16 protein-coding genes are annotated in these 17532 nt (G+C 34.7%); 13 read left to right on the plus strand and 3 right to left on the minus strand.

Translation table 11 applies throughout. The features are described from left to right. Positions 1 to 17: 17 nt before the first annotated feature. On the plus strand, positions 18 to 1367 hold the full coding sequence (locus ACYVEC_RS08885) for a TrkH family potassium uptake protein (protein WP_063224514.1): 1350 nt from the start codon (positions 18 to 20) through the stop codon (positions 1365 to 1367). A 38-nt stretch (positions 1368 to 1405) separates the two neighbouring features. Here the strand turns inward: ACYVEC_RS08885 and ACYVEC_RS08890 are convergent, their stop codons facing one another. Beyond that, positions 1406 to 1741 carry a DUF3905 domain-containing protein gene (locus ACYVEC_RS08890; protein ID WP_063224513.1) on the minus strand — a complete coding sequence of 112 codons (336 nt, stop codon included), beginning with the start codon at positions 1739 to 1741 and terminating at the stop codon, positions 1406 to 1408. Positions 1742 to 1889: 148 nt separating this feature from the next. Between ACYVEC_RS08890 and ACYVEC_RS08895 the strand changes: the two genes are divergently transcribed. From ACYVEC_RS08895 to cbpA, 11 genes are all read left to right on the plus strand, one after another. Next, positions 1890 to 2042, plus strand: coding sequence for a hypothetical protein (locus ACYVEC_RS08895; protein WP_000240799.1), 153 nt, complete (start codon positions 1890 to 1892; stop codon positions 2040 to 2042). 227 nt (positions 2043 to 2269) lie between these two features. Beyond that, on the plus strand, positions 2270 to 3346 hold the full coding sequence (locus tag ACYVEC_RS08900; RefSeq protein ID WP_063224512.1) for a putative 2-aminoethylphosphonate ABC transporter substrate-binding protein: 1077 nt from the start codon (positions 2270 to 2272) through the stop codon (positions 3344 to 3346). Positions 3347 to 3366: 20 nt separating this feature from the next. Next, positions 3367 to 4368 (plus strand): putative 2-aminoethylphosphonate ABC transporter ATP-binding protein, encoded by a 1002-nt coding sequence (locus ACYVEC_RS08905; RefSeq protein WP_063224511.1) that lies wholly within the window; start codon positions 3367 to 3369, stop codon positions 4366 to 4368. Beyond that, positions 4369 to 6126 carry a putative 2-aminoethylphosphonate ABC transporter permease subunit gene (locus ACYVEC_RS08910; protein WP_199677667.1) on the plus strand — a complete coding sequence of 586 codons (1758 nt, stop codon included), beginning with the start codon at positions 4369 to 4371 and terminating at the stop codon, positions 6124 to 6126. Between the two features lie 21 nt (positions 6127 to 6147). Then, positions 6148 to 6942, plus strand: coding sequence for a phosphonoacetaldehyde hydrolase (gene phnX, locus ACYVEC_RS08915; protein ID WP_063224509.1), 795 nt, complete (start codon positions 6148 to 6150; stop codon positions 6940 to 6942). A 15-nt stretch (positions 6943 to 6957) separates the two neighbouring features. Continuing rightward, a complete protein-coding gene (gene phnW, locus ACYVEC_RS08920; RefSeq protein ID WP_063224508.1) occupies positions 6958 to 8055 on the plus strand; it encodes a 2-aminoethylphosphonate--pyruvate transaminase in 1098 nt (365 codons plus the stop codon). After that, entirely contained in the window at positions 8052 to 9236 is a 1185-nt protein-coding gene (locus ACYVEC_RS08925) for a saccharopine dehydrogenase family protein (RefSeq protein WP_063224507.1), read from the plus strand. The genes phnW and ACYVEC_RS08925 overlap by 4 nt, the downstream gene beginning before the upstream one ends. Positions 9237 to 9276: 40 nt before the next feature. Next, positions 9277 to 10059, plus strand: coding sequence for a DeoR/GlpR family DNA-binding transcription regulator (locus ACYVEC_RS08930; RefSeq protein WP_063224506.1), 783 nt, complete (start codon positions 9277 to 9279; stop codon positions 10057 to 10059). 410 nt (positions 10060 to 10469) lie between these two features. Next, positions 10470 to 12788 (plus strand): NEAT domain-containing leucine-rich repeat protein, encoded by a 2319-nt coding sequence (locus ACYVEC_RS08935; protein ID WP_080468688.1) that lies wholly within the window; start codon positions 10470 to 10472, stop codon positions 12786 to 12788. 248 nt (positions 12789 to 13036) lie between these two features. Then, the gene (locus ACYVEC_RS08940; RefSeq protein WP_063224504.1) at positions 13037 to 13666 is read left to right on the plus strand and encodes a class II aldolase/adducin family protein; all 630 of its coding nucleotides are present in this window, start codon (positions 13037 to 13039) and stop codon (positions 13664 to 13666) included. Between the two features lie 129 nt (positions 13667 to 13795). Then, positions 13796 to 14419, plus strand: a complete 624-nt coding sequence (gene cbpA, locus ACYVEC_RS08945) for a cyclic di-AMP binding protein CbpA (protein WP_063224503.1) — start codon at positions 13796 to 13798, stop codon at positions 14417 to 14419. Between the two features lie 67 nt (positions 14420 to 14486). Here the strand turns inward: cbpA and ACYVEC_RS08950 are convergent, their stop codons facing one another. After that, positions 14487 to 15257, minus strand: a complete 771-nt coding sequence (locus tag ACYVEC_RS08950; RefSeq protein ID WP_063224502.1) for a divergent polysaccharide deacetylase family protein — start codon at positions 15255 to 15257, stop codon at positions 14487 to 14489. A 395-nt stretch (positions 15258 to 15652) separates the two neighbouring features. Between ACYVEC_RS08950 and ACYVEC_RS08955 the strand changes: the two genes are divergently transcribed. Then, complete coding sequence (locus ACYVEC_RS08955; RefSeq protein ID WP_063224501.1) at positions 15653 to 15934, plus strand: aspartyl-phosphate phosphatase Spo0E family protein; 282 nt, start codon at positions 15653 to 15655, stop codon at positions 15932 to 15934. 29 nt (positions 15935 to 15963) lie between these two features. Here the strand turns inward: ACYVEC_RS08955 and ACYVEC_RS08960 are convergent, their stop codons facing one another. Next, positions 15964 to 17460 (minus strand): DUF3149 domain-containing protein, encoded by a 1497-nt coding sequence (locus tag ACYVEC_RS08960; RefSeq protein WP_098556557.1) that lies wholly within the window; start codon positions 17458 to 17460, stop codon positions 15964 to 15966. Positions 17461 to 17532: the final 72 nt, after the last annotated feature.

Below are 17532 nucleotides of genomic sequence, written 5' to 3' on the forward strand. Positions count from 1 at the left end.
GGTAGCGAAGTGATGGAATGAGAGATATAAAAAAGTTTTTACAAAAATTACGTCCTGTACAACTCATTGTTTTGTTTTATTTATTAGCAGTAGTTGTATCGGTAATATTACTTAGTTTACCGTTTGTTACGAAGTCTGGTGTGAAATGGACATTTATCGATGCCCTATTTACATCTGTTAGTGCGGTAAGTGTTACGGGACTGTCTGTTGTTACGATTTCAGATACATTTACTACGGCAGGGATTATTGTTTTAGCCCTTATTTTACAATTAGGCGGCTTAGGAATTATGGCGCTTGGTACTTTTGTTTGGATCATAACGGGGAAAAAGATTGGTTTGCAGAGAAGAAGATTGATTATGGCAGACCATAATCAAGGAAACTTATCAGGTCTTGTAGAATTGATGCGTTCTATTTTAATTGTAATTATTTCGATAGAACTTATTGGAGCAATACTATTAGGTACAAGATTCCTACTTTATTTTCCAACTTGGCAAGAAGCTTATTTTCACGGTTTCTTTGCGGCTGTTAGTGCAACCACGAACGGCGGATTTGATTTAACAGGGCAATCACTAATTCCGTATAAGAAAGATTATATTGTTCAAATGATTCATATGTTACTTATTATTTTAGGAGCAATTGGTTTCCCGGTATTAATGGAAGTGAAACAATTCCTTAGTAAAAGGAGACAGCAACTATTTCGTTTTTCATTATTTACAAAACTGACGACAACAACATTTTTTGCACTCGTTATCGTTGGGACAATTATGATTTTTTTGCTAGAACGAAATCAGTTTTTAGCAGGAAAGTCATGGCATGAAACAGTTTTCTATACATTATTCCAATCTGTGACGACGCGAAGTGGTGGGCTTGCTACGATGGATATACGTGAGTTGTCACAACCGACGCTTTTATTTATGAGTATATTAATGTTTATAGGAGCATCTCCAAGTTCGGTTGGAGGCGGAATACGTACAACAACATTTGCTGTTAGTATATTATCGCTATACACTTTTGCAAGAGGTGGGAGAACGGTTAGAGTCTTCAAACGTCAGCTACATGAAGAAGATGTGCTGAAAGCATCTGTCGTTATGACGATGGGGATTTTATTATGTGCGACAGCACTATTTATCTTATCTATTACGGAAAATGTACCGCTTATGAGTTTAATTGTTGAAGTGTGTTCTGCTTTTGGGACGACAGGACTATCGACAGGTATTACGCCAGATTTAACAACTGTTGGTAAACTTGTACTCATTGTACTTATGTTTATTGGTCGTGTTGGTATTTTAACATTTATACTAGCTAGTGGCGGAAGAGAACAGCCGCCCCGCTATAAATACCCGAAAGAGCGGATTATTATTGGATAGCATGAAACCATTCTACCTATGTTAGGTAGAATGGTTTTTTAGTCGTTAATTCCAAATTGAGGGTGCATGAAAGCTTCATTTTTATTATCTGCTTCTTTTTTTAGCAACTCTTGATTCTCTTCTGAAATCCACCCAATATCATTTGTAGGATGGATCCATTCATCACCAGCCATAATGGCAGGATCTACTTCATCGCTCCAATTGTTAAGCGGACTGTTCTCGGAATTATATTTACTGTCTCCGATTACAACTTCATATTGATTTATAAAAGGTTGTTGCATCTTTTTACCTGTGCCTTTAAAAGATGGAAAGTTCATTTGATGCGGGAGCGTTTCGTCTAAAATTGGTGACTGAATTTTATCTTTCTTCTTCAAAATAATTGCTCCTTTTTATAATGATTTCTTCATACGTAGTATTTCCATCTAACGGCTCTTATGTACTTGTTAACACTTGCCAGTAATAATTCTTTTATGTTGCTTCAAACTAGAGTAGAAAGTGAATTCTTGAGAGCAGGTGAATGTATTGGTAAAAAGAAAAGTGAAACAAAATGCGGCAATCAACAATAATAAAACTCCGAAAGAAAGCTTACCAGATGCAGAATTTGCATTAGAGTATGAAGGAGAAAATAGCGCGAAGTATGCAAATCGTAATTCAAAAAAGGGTAAACAAAAATGAGGCGTTTTTTACAAACGCCTCATTTTTTTGTGGGATTATAAAGGTTTTTTAATTATTTGTAAATTTAGTGTTCATTATTAGCAGAAAAATGCGAAAAAATATAGAAGTAGCAACGTATTACACAAAAACAAACAACAAACAAAAGATTAATGTTGGTTTAATACTGCTTTTACACTAGTTGTTTATATTTGAGTTGTACATAAGATTTGTAAAAGGAGAGAGAGACAGTGAAAAAAACAATCTTTAAAGCTGTAGCAACTGGAATGGTATTTTCGTTATTAATGGGGTGTGGTGCAAAGAAAGAAGAAAGTGCTGGAGCAAAAGTAAAAGATGATAAACTATCTGGATCATTAACTGTTTACACAGCGATTGAAGAAGAACTTGTACCAATTTATCTTGATTCTTTTAAAAAGAAATACCCAGATGTGAAATTGAACATTGTTCGTGATTCAACTGGAGTTATTACAGCGAAATTGCTAGCTGAAGGAAAGAATACACAAGCAGATGTTGTATGGGGAACTGCTGCATCAAGTCTATTAGCTTTAGATAAAAAAGATATGTTAAAAGGATACTCTCCAAAAGGAGCGGATCGTGTTCTTCCGCAATTTAAAGATGATAAGCAACCAGAAAAATGGGTAGGAAATACTGCATTTATGACGGGGATTGCTATAAATAAAGAAGAATTAAAGAAGAAAAATTTACCGATGCCAGAATCATACGAAGACTTAACGAAACCAGAATATAAAGGAACACTTGTTATGCCACATCCGGCTTCTTCAGGAACAGGGTTTTTAACAGTTTCCGCATGGCTACAAATTATGGGTGAAGATAAAGGCTGGGATTACATGAAGAAACTTCATGATAATATGGCAAGTTATACGCATTCAGGATCAAAACCAGCGAAATTAGCAGGAGCAGGTGAATATCCAGTTGGTGTATCAATGGTTTATAGTGCTTTGAAAGAGAAACAAAAAGGTGCACCGGTTGAAGTTGTACTGCCGAAAGAAGGATTAGGCTGGGAAGTAGAAGCGAACGCACTTATTAAAAAAGAAAACGCGAAAAATGAAAAATTAGCGCAAGCATTTTTAGATTGGGCAATTACTGATGATGTAATGAAATTATACTTTGAGAAAAATGGATTTGCGACAATTAAAAATGATTATAAACTTCCAGATGGATTCCCTAAAGATGTGACGGAAAAGTTATACAAAAAGAATGACTTTAAGTGGGCAGCAGAAAATCGCGACAAAATTTTAGAAAAATGGGAAAAAGAGTTTGGCCAAAAAGCAGAACCGAAAAAGTAAGTGAGTGGGAGAGAGAAAAAATGAGCGAATATTTATCAATTCAACACATTCAAAAACAGTTTGATGCATTTACAGCGTTAAAAGACATTTCTTTTACTGTGAAAAAAAATGAGTTTGTATGTTTATTAGGCCCAAGTGGCTGTGGAAAAACAACATTGCTTCGAATTTTAGCAGGGTTAGAAGAAGCAACAACAGGTAGTATAGCTGTGAATGGAAAAGATATTACAGCATTACCTCCTGGAAAGAGGAATTTCGGAATGGTGTTTCAATCATATGCATTGTTTCCTAATTTAACAGCACTTGAAAACATTGAATATGGCTTAAAGACAAAAAAACATGGAAAAGCAGAAGTAAAAGAGAAAGCGCTCGATGCGTTAGAACTTGTAGATTTGCTGAATGTAAAAGATAAATATCCTGCTCAAATGTCTGGCGGACAACAGCAGCGAGTAGCACTTGCACGTGCGCTCGCTCTGTCTCCGGATATTTTGTTACTCGATGAGCCGTTATCTGCTTTAGATGCAAAAGTACGTGAAAAGTTACGTAGAGAAATGCGTGATTTGCAAGAAAAAGTAGGAGTAACAACTATTATGGTCACGCATGATCAAGAAGAGGCATTAACGATGGCTGATAAAATTGTTGTAATGAATCATGCGGAAATTATGCAGATTGGCACACCAGAGGAGATTTATCAAAGACCAGCCAATCCGTTTGTGGCAGATTTTATTGGTTCTATTAATTTCTTTTCGACAAATAACGAAGAACATGCAATTCGTCCTGAACATGTAACAGTTGTACAAAATAATGGTATGAAAACAATTGTAGAGAACATGGAGTTTCGGGGATCTGTATACCGGACAGAAGTGCGAGTTATAGAGGAGGAAACACATCTATATAATGAGAAAATTGTTGTAGATATATTGGCATCAGAAGTAGAAAAATCAGCTATTAGGAAAGGAAAGCCGATTCAAATCTCTTTCTCAGAAAATCATATGTTGTCATATGGAAAGAAGGTTGTCGTATAGATGGAGATATTAGAAGATTTAAAGGTAGAAAATACGAAAAAAAAGATTAAGAGACGTATCGGTAAAGAAGAGTGGATACAAAGACTATTAGTTATTGGTATGATTCTTGCCTTTTTGATTATGCTTGTATTGCCGCTATTACAACTGTTTACACAAGCTTTTTATGATAAAGATGGAGCTTTCATTGGTGTTGCGAATTTCAGTAAATATTTCACAACACCAACGCTAGTTCAATCATTACAAAATACGGTATGGATTTCGGGCGCGACAACAATTATTGCAGTGACACTCGCTTTCGCTTACGCCTATGCGATTGCTCGTACGAATGTGTTTGGGAAGCGTGTATTTCAATATGTCGCGTTGTTACCATTATTCGCACCAACGATGATGCACGGTATCGCACTGACATATTTATTTGGTAATCAAGGGTTAGTAACGAAAGGAATGTTTGGTTTGTTTGAAGGTATACAAATCCCTTTATATGGACCAGTAGGAATTGTAATGGCTGAAGTCATGTATACATTTCCGCAAGCCTTTCTTATATTATTAATTGCATTTCAAGGCTCTGATTATCGATTATATGAAGCTTCTAATATGTTGGGAGCGAGTAAAACAAAGCAATTTTTCACTGTTACTTTACCTAGTGTAAAGTACGGATTAATTAGTGCGATGTTTGTTGTGTTTACACTGAGTTTCACTGATTTTGGTGCACCAAAAATTGTTGGTGGGCAATATAATGTACTCGCTACTGACGTATACAAACAAGTAATTGGACAACAAAATATGCCGATGGGTGCAACTGTCGGAATGATTTTATTAATCCCAGCTATATTTGCGTTTGCAGTTGATCGTATTACGCAAAGAAAGCAGGCTAATTTCTTATCTTCCAAAGCAGTACCTTACAGAATAATAAATAATAAGAAACGAGATGTTATTTCATTTGTATATTGTAGCGTAATAACACTTATGATCATTCTATTATTTGTGGCAGTTGGTATTGCTGCAAGTGTGAAAGTATGGCCGTATAATATGAGCTTTACATTTGAGCATTTTAATTTTTCTAGTTTAACAGGAGATGGACTTGAAGCGTTTAAAAATAGCGTAATTGTTTCAGCAATTACAGCGGTTATTGGAGCCGTCTTAACATTTATGTTCGCATATGCGATTGAGAAAATAAATCAGCTACAATTTTTACGAAAAGCAGGTTACTTTTTCTCTATCGTCCCTTTAGCAATACCAGGTTTAGTACTTGGATTGGGATACGTCTTTTTCTTTAGTCAACCAACAATCCAAATACTTGGACTATCAGTAACGAATCCGTTTCATTCTTTATACGGAACAATCGCTGTGTTAGTACTAGTCAATATCATTCATTTTTATTCTGTAACATTCGTTACGGCAACGACTGCTTTAAAGAAATTAGACCGAGAGTTTGAGCTTGTTTCGCAGTCGATGGGCATTCCGTTTTATAAAACATTCTTTAGAGTAACAGTACCAATGTGTTTACCAGCCATTCTAGAAATGGTGATGTACTACTTCGTAAATTCAATGGTAACTGTGTCAGCAGTTGTATTCTTATACGCAGCTGATTTTAAACTAGCTGCCGTATCAATCGTAAATATGGATGATGCAGGAAATGTAGCGCCAGCAGCTGCAATGAGTGTACTTATTGTTGTTACAAATATTGTAGTAAGAGTTGTATATGAATGGGGAACGAAAGCACTTCGTAACCGAACGTCACAATGGCAAAAAAGATAAGTGAGAAAGGTGATGGATAGAATGAAAATTGAAGCGGTTATTTTTGATTGGGCAGGTACGACAGTTGATTACGGATGTTTTGCACCACTGGAAGTGTTTATGGAGATTTTCCATAAACGCGGTGTTGCAATTACAGCGGAAGAAGCTCGTAAGCCAATGGGGTTATTGAAGATTGATCATGTAAGGGCACTTACAGAGATGCCTCGTATTGCGAGTGAGTGGAATCGTGTTTTTGGACAATTACCAACAGAAGCAGACATTCAGGAGATGTATGAAGAATTTGAAGAGATTCTCTTCGCTATTTTACCGCGCTATGCGTCGCCAATCCATGGAGTAAAAGAAGTGATTGCTTCTTTACGTGAAAGAGGAATTAAAATTGGTTCAACGACTGGTTATACGAGAGAAATGATGGACATTGTAGCAAAAGAAGCAGCGCTACAAGGATATAAACCTGATTTTCTTGTAACGCCAGATGATGTTCCAGCGGGTCGTCCGTATCCGTGGATGTGCTATAAAAATGCGATGGAACTTGGTGTATATCCGATGAATCATATGATAAAAGTTGGAGACACGGTATCAGATATGAAAGAGGGAAGAAATGCTGGTATGTGGACAGTTGGTGTAATTCTTGGCAGTAGCGAACTCGGTTTAACTGAAGAGGAAGTGGAGAATATGGATCCAGCAGAACTTCGTGAAAAAGTAGAAGTAGTTCGCAATCGTTTCGTTGAAAATGGGGCGCACTTTACGATTGAAACGATGCAGGAACTTGAAACCGTAATGGAACATATCGAGAAACAAGAACTTATTATTTCATAAAAGGGGAATAGAATCATGACTGAAAATCACTACTTATTATTAACGCCAGGACCATTAACGACAACAAAAACTGTAAAAGAAGTTATGTTATACGATTGGTGTACGTGGGATGTTGAATATAACACGATGGTACAAGAAGTAAGGGCTAAACTTGTATCGTTAGCGACGAAGGAAGAAGCGAAATATACAACTGTTCTAATGCAAGGAAGCGGTACGTTTTCAGTTGAAGCAGTGATTGGTTCTGTCATTCCAAAAAACGGAAAGCTTCTTGTTTGTACAAATGGTGCGTACGGTAAGCGAATTGTACAAATAGCAGAGATGTTACATATAAATGTGGTGGTCAGTCAAACAGAAGAGTGGGAACCTACTAATATTGTAGAGATAGAAAAGATATTGCAAGAAGACAAAGAGATTACGCATGTTGCAGTTGTTCATTGTGAAACAACAACAGGCATTATAAATCCAATTGTAGATGTATGTAAATTAGGAAAGCAGTACGGAAAGGTTACAATTGTTGATGCAATGAGTAGTTTCGGCGGGATTGAAATAGACATTGCTGATTTGCAAATTGATTTTTTAGTTAGTAGTGCGAATAAGTGCATTCAAGGTGTTCCGGGATTCGGATTTGTTATTGCAAAGCGTGCTGAATTACTGAAGTGTAAGGGGCAAGCTCGCTCTTTATCTCTTGATTTATATGATCAGTGGGAAACGATGGAAAATCAAAATGGAAAATGGCGTTTTACATCACCTACACATGTTGTACACGCTTTTTATCAAGCATTGCTTGAATTAGAAAAAGAGGGCGGAGTAAGCGCACGTTACAATCGATATTACAACAATCAAAAACTACTAGTGTATAGAATGGGAGAAATCGGATTCAAACCACTCGTAGATGAAAAATATCAATCTCCTATTATTACATCTTTCATTTATCCGGAAGGGAACTTCGAGTTTCAACAGTTATATAATGAGTTAAAACGCTATGGATTTGTTATTTACCCTGGGAAAATTTCGAAAGTAGATACGTTCCGCATTGGAAATATTGGTGATGTACATGAGGAAGACATAAATCGCTTAGTTGATAGTATCACTAAAGGAGTTGTTATAGGTTGAAAGTATTTTGCTTAGGTGGAGCAGGTAAAATTTGTCGTGAAGCCATTTTAGATTTAGTGCAATTTTCATCTTTTGAGACGATTACAGTAGCTGATTTTAATGAGGAAGAGGGCCTTAAAGTAGTAGAATGGCTCAACGATCCTCGCGTAGATTTTGTTAAAGTAGATGTAATGAATCACGAGGATACGGTTGCAAAGATGAAAGGCTATGACATTGTAATGGACGGTACGACGATAAAGCTAAATGGATTGTCTACTCGATGTATTGCAGAAGCAGGTTGTCACGGTGTGAATTTGAATGGATTTGGTGAAGAAAATGATTCGCATTCTATATTTGTTAAAAATGGAAAAACGTGTTTACCTGGTTTTGGTATGACGCCAGGTGTAACGCAAATGATGGCGATGCATGCAGCAAATCAGCTAGATACTGTAGAGTCAGTTCGTGTAAGTCACGGTTCATATCGTCCAATTGCTTTTTCTGCATCCATTACAGAGACAACGACATATGAATATGATCCACATTTGCCATCGCGTACAGTGTATGAAGATGGTGAGTTTAAGCAAGTACCTCCGTTTGCGCGTCCGAGAGAAATTGAATTGCCTGCGCCTTACGGTAAAACAACGCAGTATATCATTCCGCATTCTGAAACAATGACGTTAGCAAAAGCGCTAGAAAATAAAGACGTCAAGCTGATAGAGACGAGAGGAACTTGGCCAAAGCAAAATATGCAGCTCGTACGTGCTTTATATGATTATGGTATATTGCGTAATGATCAAATTGAAATAAACGGGAAAGACATTGGGATTATGGATTGTATTTCGAAGTACCTATTGCAATCGAAAGAAGGACAAGAAACAGAGGTTTACGGTTATGCACTTCATGTAGAAGTAATAGGTATGAAAAATAATGAGAAACAAGGGCACGTATTATATCATACACACCCGTTATCTGATGGATCTGTTGTAGGATGGGGAAAATTAAGAGCGTATACGAGAAACGTCGGTATTCCATTTGGGATTGCTACAGAGTTAATCGCAAAAGGGAATGTAAATAAAGTTGGTGTTGTGACGCCAGAGGAAGCTTTTGTAAATCCACAAATTATTTTTGATGAACTAAAAAAGCGTGGCATTCATATTCATGAAGAAGTTTTCACTTACAAAGAAAGTTATAACTTTGTATAAGTAAAGCAGTGTATGAGGTAGAAATCAATGGGGTGAGGTTATGTCTGTAGTAGGTGAAGAAAGAAAGCGAACCATTCTTGAGAAGGTAGAGTTTAAAGGGAAAGTAAAAGTTTCAGAATTAGCGAGAGAGTTTGCTGTCTCAACAGAGACGATTCGTCGTTATTTAGAAGAATTGGATCGTGAAAAGAAGTTGAAGAAAGTGTATGGTGGAGCAGTCCAACTTCCGGGAGCCGGAATAGAGGCACCAATGTTAGAACGAGAGATGCTGCATATAGAAGAGAAGAAGAGAATTGGGTATAAAGCAGCAACGTTTGTGGAAGATGGAGATGTGATTGCAATTGATGACGGAAGTACACCACTTCAAATGGTACCATATCTGGTTCATCGAAAAAATTTAACGATTGTAACAAGTTCATTTCCAGTAGCCACACAATTAATTTCTTCTATTAATAAAAAAATGTTTCACGGTGAAGTTTTATTTATTGGTGGGAAAGTATCTCCAAAGCATTCACGCGTATCAGGATCTATTTCCCAGCAAGTAATACAGCAATTCCATTTTCATAAAGCATTCGTTTCGATTGATGGATTATTGCCTAGTTTTGGAGTTTCTAGTTTTGAATTAGAAAAGGCAAAACTGTCAGAAGCGATGATGAAATTAGCGGAAAAAACATATATTCTATGTGATCATACAAAGATAGGCGTAAAAGGGAATTATCGAATAGCAGCATTTTCTCGTATTCAGCATGTTATTTGTGATAAAAAAATGCCCTATAGTTTTGAAGAGGAAATTAAAAAGCATAATATTCAATGGACAATTTGCTAAATAAATTGAACTCCCACCTGATTTTTAGGTGGGAGTTTTACTGCCTGCAAAGAGCGGAATAAAAGATTTGTATTTATGCAAAAAGTGGACACATTTTCTCGTCTCTTTCATATAATTTACCAATACAAAAAAAGTTGGTCGAAGGAAAGAAGGGGGAACATGTCAGAACGAATATATAATAAACTTGTATTGTACGCGAATATTTTGCAGAAAATCGGTGTAATTAATGAGAAGGAAAAAAGTGAAATTCTTCATACGATAGGTAAAAAATCCCTTTGAATAAAGGGTTTTTTATTTTTTATCTTTGAAAATATAAATCTAATGTAATATTCCCATTGACAATGATAATGATATTCATTATCATTTAATTGTAGGTAATTGATAAGTGTTATCAATTATAAAAACTATATATGATAGGGGATATTATTTTGAAAAAAAACTATATGAAGGCGTTAGTAGTAGCAACGACATTAGCAATTCCATTTGCTGCTTATTCTACTCCAGCATTGGCAGCAATAAAAATTGAAGCAAACCAATCAGTAGCAGCAGCGAGTGATCGTATGTATGATACTGAGATTAAAATATATAAGGATCAAAAAGATGAGCCATCAATGGTTTCTCAATATATAAAAGATCCTAAAGTAACAATTGCAGCCGGGAAAAAAATTGTTACTGTAACAATGCAAGATAGTGATTATTTTCAATATCTTAGAATAGAAGATAGAAACCAACCAGGTGTATTTCATGATGTGAAAGTTTTGTCAGAAGATAAGAGGAAGAATGGAACGAAAGTAGTTCAATTTGAAATTGGCGAGTTTGAGAAGAAGCATAATATGCAAATGCACATACTTATTCCGGCTATTGGATATGATCACAAATATCAAGTTCAATTTGAAATTAAAGATCCAACTATAGGTGACAAAGAAACAGAGAAACCAGATGATAACTCCAATTCAGGCAATACAGAAACGGATAATCCAGTTGATAATCAAAATATGATAACAGATAACAAATTAAGAGAACTTGTTAATAAAAAAGTATTTAATAGAAAAGATTTAAATACACCAATTACGAAAGAAGAGTTATTACAAGTAAAGAACTTGTTTTTAAATACGAATGAGATTCTTGATTATAGTGCATTAAAATATATGCCAAATTTAAAATCTTTAACAGTTGCGAATGCGAAGATAACAGATCCGTCGTTCTTTGCGAACTTAAAGCAATTAAATCATTTAGCTTTGCGTGGTAATGAATTTTCAGATGTAACGCCACTTGTTAAGATGGATAATTTAGAATCTCTAGATTTAAGTAATAATAAAATTACAAACGTTGCACCGTTAGTTGAAATGAAAAATGTAAAAAGTTTATATCTATCAGGCAACCAAATAGAAGATGTAACAGCATTAGCGAAAATGGAACAACTAGATTACTTGAATTTAGCAAATAATAAAATTACGAATGTTGCTCCATTAAGCGCGTTAAAAAATGTAACTTACTTGACTTTAGCTGGTAATCAAATTGAAGATATTAAACCGTTATATTCATTACCTTTAAAAGACTTAGTATTAACACGTAATAAAGTTAAAGATTTATCGGGCATTGATCAAATGAATCAATTAAGTAAGTTATTTATCGGGAAAAATCAAATTGAAGATGTGACACCACTTGCTAAAATGACTCAACTTACAGAATTAGATTTACCTAACAATGAATTAAAAGATATTACGCCATTATCCAGTCTAGTAAACTTACAAAAGCTTGATTTAGAAGCAAATTATATTTCAGACTTATCGTCAGTTAGTAAGTTGAATAAGTTAGTATATTTAAGTTTTGTTGCAAATGAGATCCGCGATGTTAGACCAGTAATAGAACTAAGTAAGAAAGCTTATATCAATGTTCAAAATCAAAAAGTATTTTTAGGGGAAACAGAAGTAAATAAAGAAGTAAAAGTACCTATATACGAAAAAGATGGTAACATCTCTACAAAAATTCGTTTGAAGAGCGAAGGTGGTACGTATAGTAATGATGCAGTTAAGTGGAGTACATCAGGTGAGAAAATATACGAATTTGGTGTGAAAGATCCATTTGCTGATACAGGAATCTTCTTCACAGGATCTGTAATTCAAAATGTGGTAGAAAGCAAAGGGGATAACACTTCTAAAGAAGACAACACTTCTAAAGAAGATGAAAAAGTAGAAGTAGTAGAATTTAAAGATGTACCAAAAGGACATTGGTCAGAAGAAGCAATTAACTATTTAGCGAAAGAAAATATTTTCAAAGGATATGGAAATGGACAATTTGGATTTGGGGATAATATTACTCGTGGACAAGTTGCGTCTTTAGTACAAAGGTACTTGAAATTAGAAAATAAAGTAGAGCAGAAAGAGAGATTTACAGATACGAAAGGGCATATGTTTGAGCAAGATATTGCTACAGTTGCGCAAGCTGGAATTATGCAAGGAGATGGTACTGGGGAATTTCGTCCAGATGGAGTATTAACTCGATACGAAATGTCTGTAGTATTATATAAAGTATTTCAGTTAAAAGAATATGGAAATAATAAAGTGAATTTTAAAGATGTACCAACTGGTCACTGGGCAGAAGAATATGTGACATCTTTAGCGGATAATAATATATCTAAAGGTGATGGAAAAGGAAACTTTTTAGGTGATGATTTCGTAACACGTGAACAATATGCACAGTTTTTATATAATGCAATAACGAAATAAAAGATGAGAAAATACGTTATTCTTTAATGTAAAAAGAATAACGTATTTTTTATGTATAAAATGAAATAGGCAATCGACAGGTGTATGGACATATGAATGGCCCATTTTAAAGAAGAGCTGTGAAACTATATTGACAAAAAAGCGTTCTCATGTGATAATTCAATTAAATTTTTAGAATAATCAAAAAATACTCCTTTTACATAGAAAGGATTTGAACATTATATAAATATTACGCCGGGGGTGACGAAATGTTATTTTTTCTAAAAAAATGGAATGAATTGAAAGATGTGAAATCTGAATTAGCACTTCGTGATTGGTTTTATGGTACAAAAATTAGTTTATCACTCTGTACGTCAAAAGAGCCGTTAACTTTTTTAGTAAACGTTGAGGGAAGAGATAAAGGGCTATTTTCAGAAGAAGATTTTATTGTTGTAAATTGTATGTGTGAGCCAGTATTTGAAAATGAAGAAAAACCAGCTGCGGAATCATTTATGCATGCGGATATTTATAAAAAAAGTAGTGCAGAATGTATTTTACAAGTGCAGACTGTAGATAGTCATTTAATATCAGAGTTATACGGAGAAGAAGGGGAAGTAACATTCGATAAACGTAGCGTGGAACGTGTTTTTGGAAAAGAAGGTATAACAGAAATGACAATTCCCATTGTAGAAGATGAGAAAAAATTCGCTGATTTATTAGAAAATGATGTGCCGAATTTTATTGAAGGTGGAGGAGTAGTTCTCGTTCATAATTATGGCATGATCGTGTGGGGGAAAACTCCAGAAGAAGCGAAAAAATGGCTAGAGGGTATAGAATATTTAATGAATTACCATGTGAAATTGTTAATGATAAAAGGTGCGAAGAGCTCTGTAATATAAAATGTTTGTGGTGTCGTTCGTTACAAGTCAATAAATAAATGAAAGCGTTTTAAAAATGATTTTACTCATAAAATATAGGTTTCCTTATTATATATAGATTACATGTTGACATGTAAGGAGGAACATATTTTGCGAGTTAAATATCATTTTCTGCCAAAACAGCAAGTAACATTTTGCAAAATGAAAGATTCAGGTGAAGAGGCTTTGCAAATTATGAATGAAACGGGATTTCGAGCAATCCCTGTAGTAGCAGAAGATGAAAAGAAATTCATGGGGATAATTTATAAAGTAGATCTTTTAGAAAAGAAGTGTGATGGTGGATTAGAGAAATTAAGTACGGAACATATGCTGGAAGATTCCGCTGCATTTATTTTTGAAAAGGATTCTTTTTTTAGAGCATTTTATGTTATTCGTCGCCTTCCATTTTTAGCTGTGTTAAATGATTATAATGAATTTGTCGGTATCTTAACGCATTCTAATATATTTGATGTTATTGAAGATTCATTCGGTATGCGGACGGGTGGTTATATATTAACAATTGCAACACAAGATTGTAAGGGAACGATTAAGGAACTTGGGACATTGTTGAAAGCATTTAATATCGGTGGATTATTTACGCTAGATAACGGCGATCAATATATTCGCCGTGTTATCGTAAATATAACAGATGAGTTAAATGAAAAAAAATTAAAGCAATTAATCGGAAAAATAGAGAAAAAAGGATTCAGGGTGAGTCATGTAGATTATATTTAAGGTGAAAAGGAAAAGGGACCAATTTGCTATATGCAGATTGGTCCTTTTTTATTTTGAGTAATGAATCTTATTTTGAAACAGGAGGTGGAGATAATGCTAAATCAGATAAAAAAATAAAGTCTGCATGTGCGCGAATTTTAGGAATAGAAGTTTCTATTACACGTGATGTAATTTCACCTGGAGGCCCAACATGTCCGATAGCTACCATAATCGGTTTTTCTTGAAGTTTTTTTATGAGTAATTGGGCTTGTTTTGAAATATGTGCGGCTGTATACACATCATCAAAAAATAATTGATTTTCAATAATAGGCACTCCTAATTCTTTCCCGATTTTCGGGACGACACTCTTAGGATTTGTTTTGCTATCTAAATAAAATAAACCGTGTTTTTTACAAGCTGCAAGTATAAGTCGTACAATTCTTTCGTCCGCGGTCACTTTTGATCCCATATGATTGTTCATCCCAATTGCATGCGGTACTTCTTGAATCGCTTGTTCGAGTCGGTTATTTATTTCTTCATCGCTTAAATCAGTTGTAATTGCTTTTGGTCCAAGCCATTCTTTTTTACCTTTAATAGGTTCCATTGGCATATGTATAATAACTTCGTGCCCTTTCTTGTGAGCCGCTATCGCATCTTCCTTTGTGGAAGGAAGAAAAGGCATAACGGCAACAGTCAGTGGAATAGGAAGTGATAACATTTTATCAGTTCCCTTCATATTATTGCCGAAGTCATCAATGACAATAGCTACTTTGTTTGTATGTGCCTTTGCTTGAACAGGAAACAAGAAAGATGGTAAGAACATAGTAAGCATAAGAAATGCAATTGTATATTTGCGCATATAAATATTTCCTTTCTATTTTATCCTACTATTTGCGGGCAGTGGGGAGTGAACACCCTCAATGATTAAATTTTCACTTTATCAATCATCATTATGTTTTGCGTTTTTATATAAATTAAACAAAAAATGTCGAAGAAAAGTATATGGAAAATAGAGAATCCGCTATTTAATAGGTGTTTATAAAAAAAGAAGGTGAAAAAAATGTCTATTATTGCGAATGTATTTACAAAGATAGAATAATTTGTAATAATTCTCAAAGTGAGGGTAAAGATTTGTAAATTACAGGGAGAAAATGTTTAATTTTCTGATTCTTCAAATTCAAATATGATTAAGTAGTTAAAAGGTCGATGGAGAAGTGAAGTTGAGAGCATGGAAGTATAATAAGGGGGATATGAATGTTTACTGTAAAAAGGAAGTACACATTAGAAAAGCTTTCACGTGATATTCATATGAAACGTGAAGAGATGATTCAATTAGGTTTAACGAGTGGGTTAAATAGTATGGAGACAATTCAAGTTAGTCAAGAATTGGACAAGCTTATTTTACAGTACCAGTGTTATAAAGAGAAACAAACACCAAGATGGTTATCGATTATAAAGGTACCTATTTTTCAAATTGGGTATGAAGGGAAATCGAGTAATTTTTGGCGAATGCTTGTGGCTGGTTTTATGAAATAAGTATAATTACCCTTTTGGGATAAGGATAATTATACTGAGTGTAACGGAATTTCGATATGAACTGTTGTTCCTTCGTTTTCTATACTGTCAATAAAAATATGCCCATTGTACATCTCTACAATTCGTTTACATATAACAAGTCCAAGACCTGTTCCAGTATCTTTATTAGTAAAGAACGGATGAAAGAGGTGTTTTTGAATATGTTTTGGAATCCCTTTTCCAGTATCTATAATTTGCAATTGTGCGTGCGTTTCATTGTTTGTTACGACAATGGTGAGTGTGTCACCAGAAGTCATGGCTTCAATTGCATTTTTTGTAATGTTTAAAACCACTTGTTTCATATGGTCTTTTGAGCAACGGATATGAACAGGATGGTCTGGCAAATGTAAATGGAATACAATGTTATGTAGATTCGCCTCAGATTGAATAATTAACGTTACCTCATTTAGAATGGTTCTCACATCATAAGTTTGTTCAATGATAGCAGTTGGCTTTCCGAGAATAAGAAATTCGCTTACAATTTCATTAATCCGTTCTATTTCTTGTTCGATGATGGAAAAATAGAACTGATCTTGTTCATCTTTATATTTCTCTTTTAATAGAGCGACGAGCCCTTTAATTCCGGTAAGAGGATTACGGATTTCGTGGGCTGTACTAGCTGCAAAAGTTCCAACCAATTCAATTTTTTGTAGTTCATTTTGTTGTCTTTCCAGTTTTGTTTGCCGTTTTAACAACATATATTGAGCGAGTAAAAATAAAATTGACATTAAAAATAAAGTAGCTATACATTCTACGGAAACCCACTGGTATAAAGTTTTTTGATGAATAGGTAACGGAGAAACAGAGACCTTCCAATCTAATCTTTGAAGTGGAGTAGTAAGCATATTTGAATGAGCAGCACTTGTTTCGTTATTATCATCGGTTAGAAAAACTACATCATATTTATCGGTTACTTCAAAATGGTATTGCGGCTTAATGGCATTTAAAGATGATGAAATGTAGTCAAAGCGTAAACTTGCTAACAATAAGCCTGAGAACTCTTTCTGTTTATTGAAAATGGGAGAAGCAATCATAATAGCTTGATGTCCAAGAACACGATCTGTAATGACGGATGATACAGTTGTTTTCTTAGTTTGTAATGCGTTTTGAATATATTTACGATCTGAGACATCAACAGGTGGTCGGTCGCCTTCCGATGCGATTGTAATGACGCCTTCTGGTGTAGCGTAATATAGACCAGAAAAACGTGCATCGTTTCCATCTGTATCATGTACAATTTCTTTAATTCCATTTATATTTCCAGTCTCGGTTCCTACGACCTTTGCGAGCATTTCTAATGCGGAAATTGCTTCACCAAGGTGATGATCTAAATAGTCTCTATATAAAAAGAGAACGGTGTGAGCAGATAGTTTGTTTTCCTGTTTCATTTTATACGAATGATACGAATAAAATGTAGCACCAATCCCTATCGTTGGTAGGATGACAAGCAATATATATAAAACTATGCTGTGGAATTTGACTTTCAAATTTCGTACTCCTTCTTTTTTATTATCATTATATATAAACTATGTTAAAATTGTCATGTTTTTATTCAAGAA

This window comes from Bacillus sp. MN7755 (assembly GCF_054771475.1).

Bases quoted from the DNA above. Each gene is read 5' to 3' on its own strand.
- ACYVEC_RS08885 (WP_063224514.1), top strand. From the start codon at position 18: ATGAGAGATATAAAAAAGTTTTTACAAAAATTACGTCCTGTACAACTC.
- ACYVEC_RS08930 (WP_063224506.1), top strand. From the start codon at position 9,277: ATGTCTGTAGTAGGTGAAGAAAGAAAGCGAACCATTCTTGAGAAGGTA.
- ACYVEC_RS08955 (WP_063224501.1), top strand. From the start codon at position 15,653: ATGTTTACTGTAAAAAGGAAGTACACATTAGAAAAGCTTTCACGTGAT.
- ACYVEC_RS08905 (WP_063224511.1), top strand. From the start codon at position 3,367: ATGAGCGAATATTTATCAATTCAACACATTCAAAAACAGTTTGATGCA.
- phnW (WP_063224508.1), top strand. From the start codon at position 6,958: ATGACTGAAAATCACTACTTATTATTAACGCCAGGACCATTAACGACA.
- ACYVEC_RS08950 (WP_063224502.1), bottom strand. From the start codon at position 15,257: ATGCGCAAATATACAATTGCATTTCTTATGCTTACTATGTTCTTACCA.
- ACYVEC_RS08935 (WP_080468688.1), top strand. From the start codon at position 10,470: ATGATAGGGGATATTATTTTGAAAAAAAACTATATGAAGGCGTTAGTA.
- ACYVEC_RS08940 (WP_063224504.1), top strand. From the start codon at position 13,037: ATGTTATTTTTTCTAAAAAAATGGAATGAATTGAAAGATGTGAAATCT.
- phnX (WP_063224509.1), top strand. From the start codon at position 6,148: ATGAAAATTGAAGCGGTTATTTTTGATTGGGCAGGTACGACAGTTGAT.
- ACYVEC_RS08910 (WP_199677667.1), top strand. From the start codon at position 4,369: ATGGAGATATTAGAAGATTTAAAGGTAGAAAATACGAAAAAAAAGATT.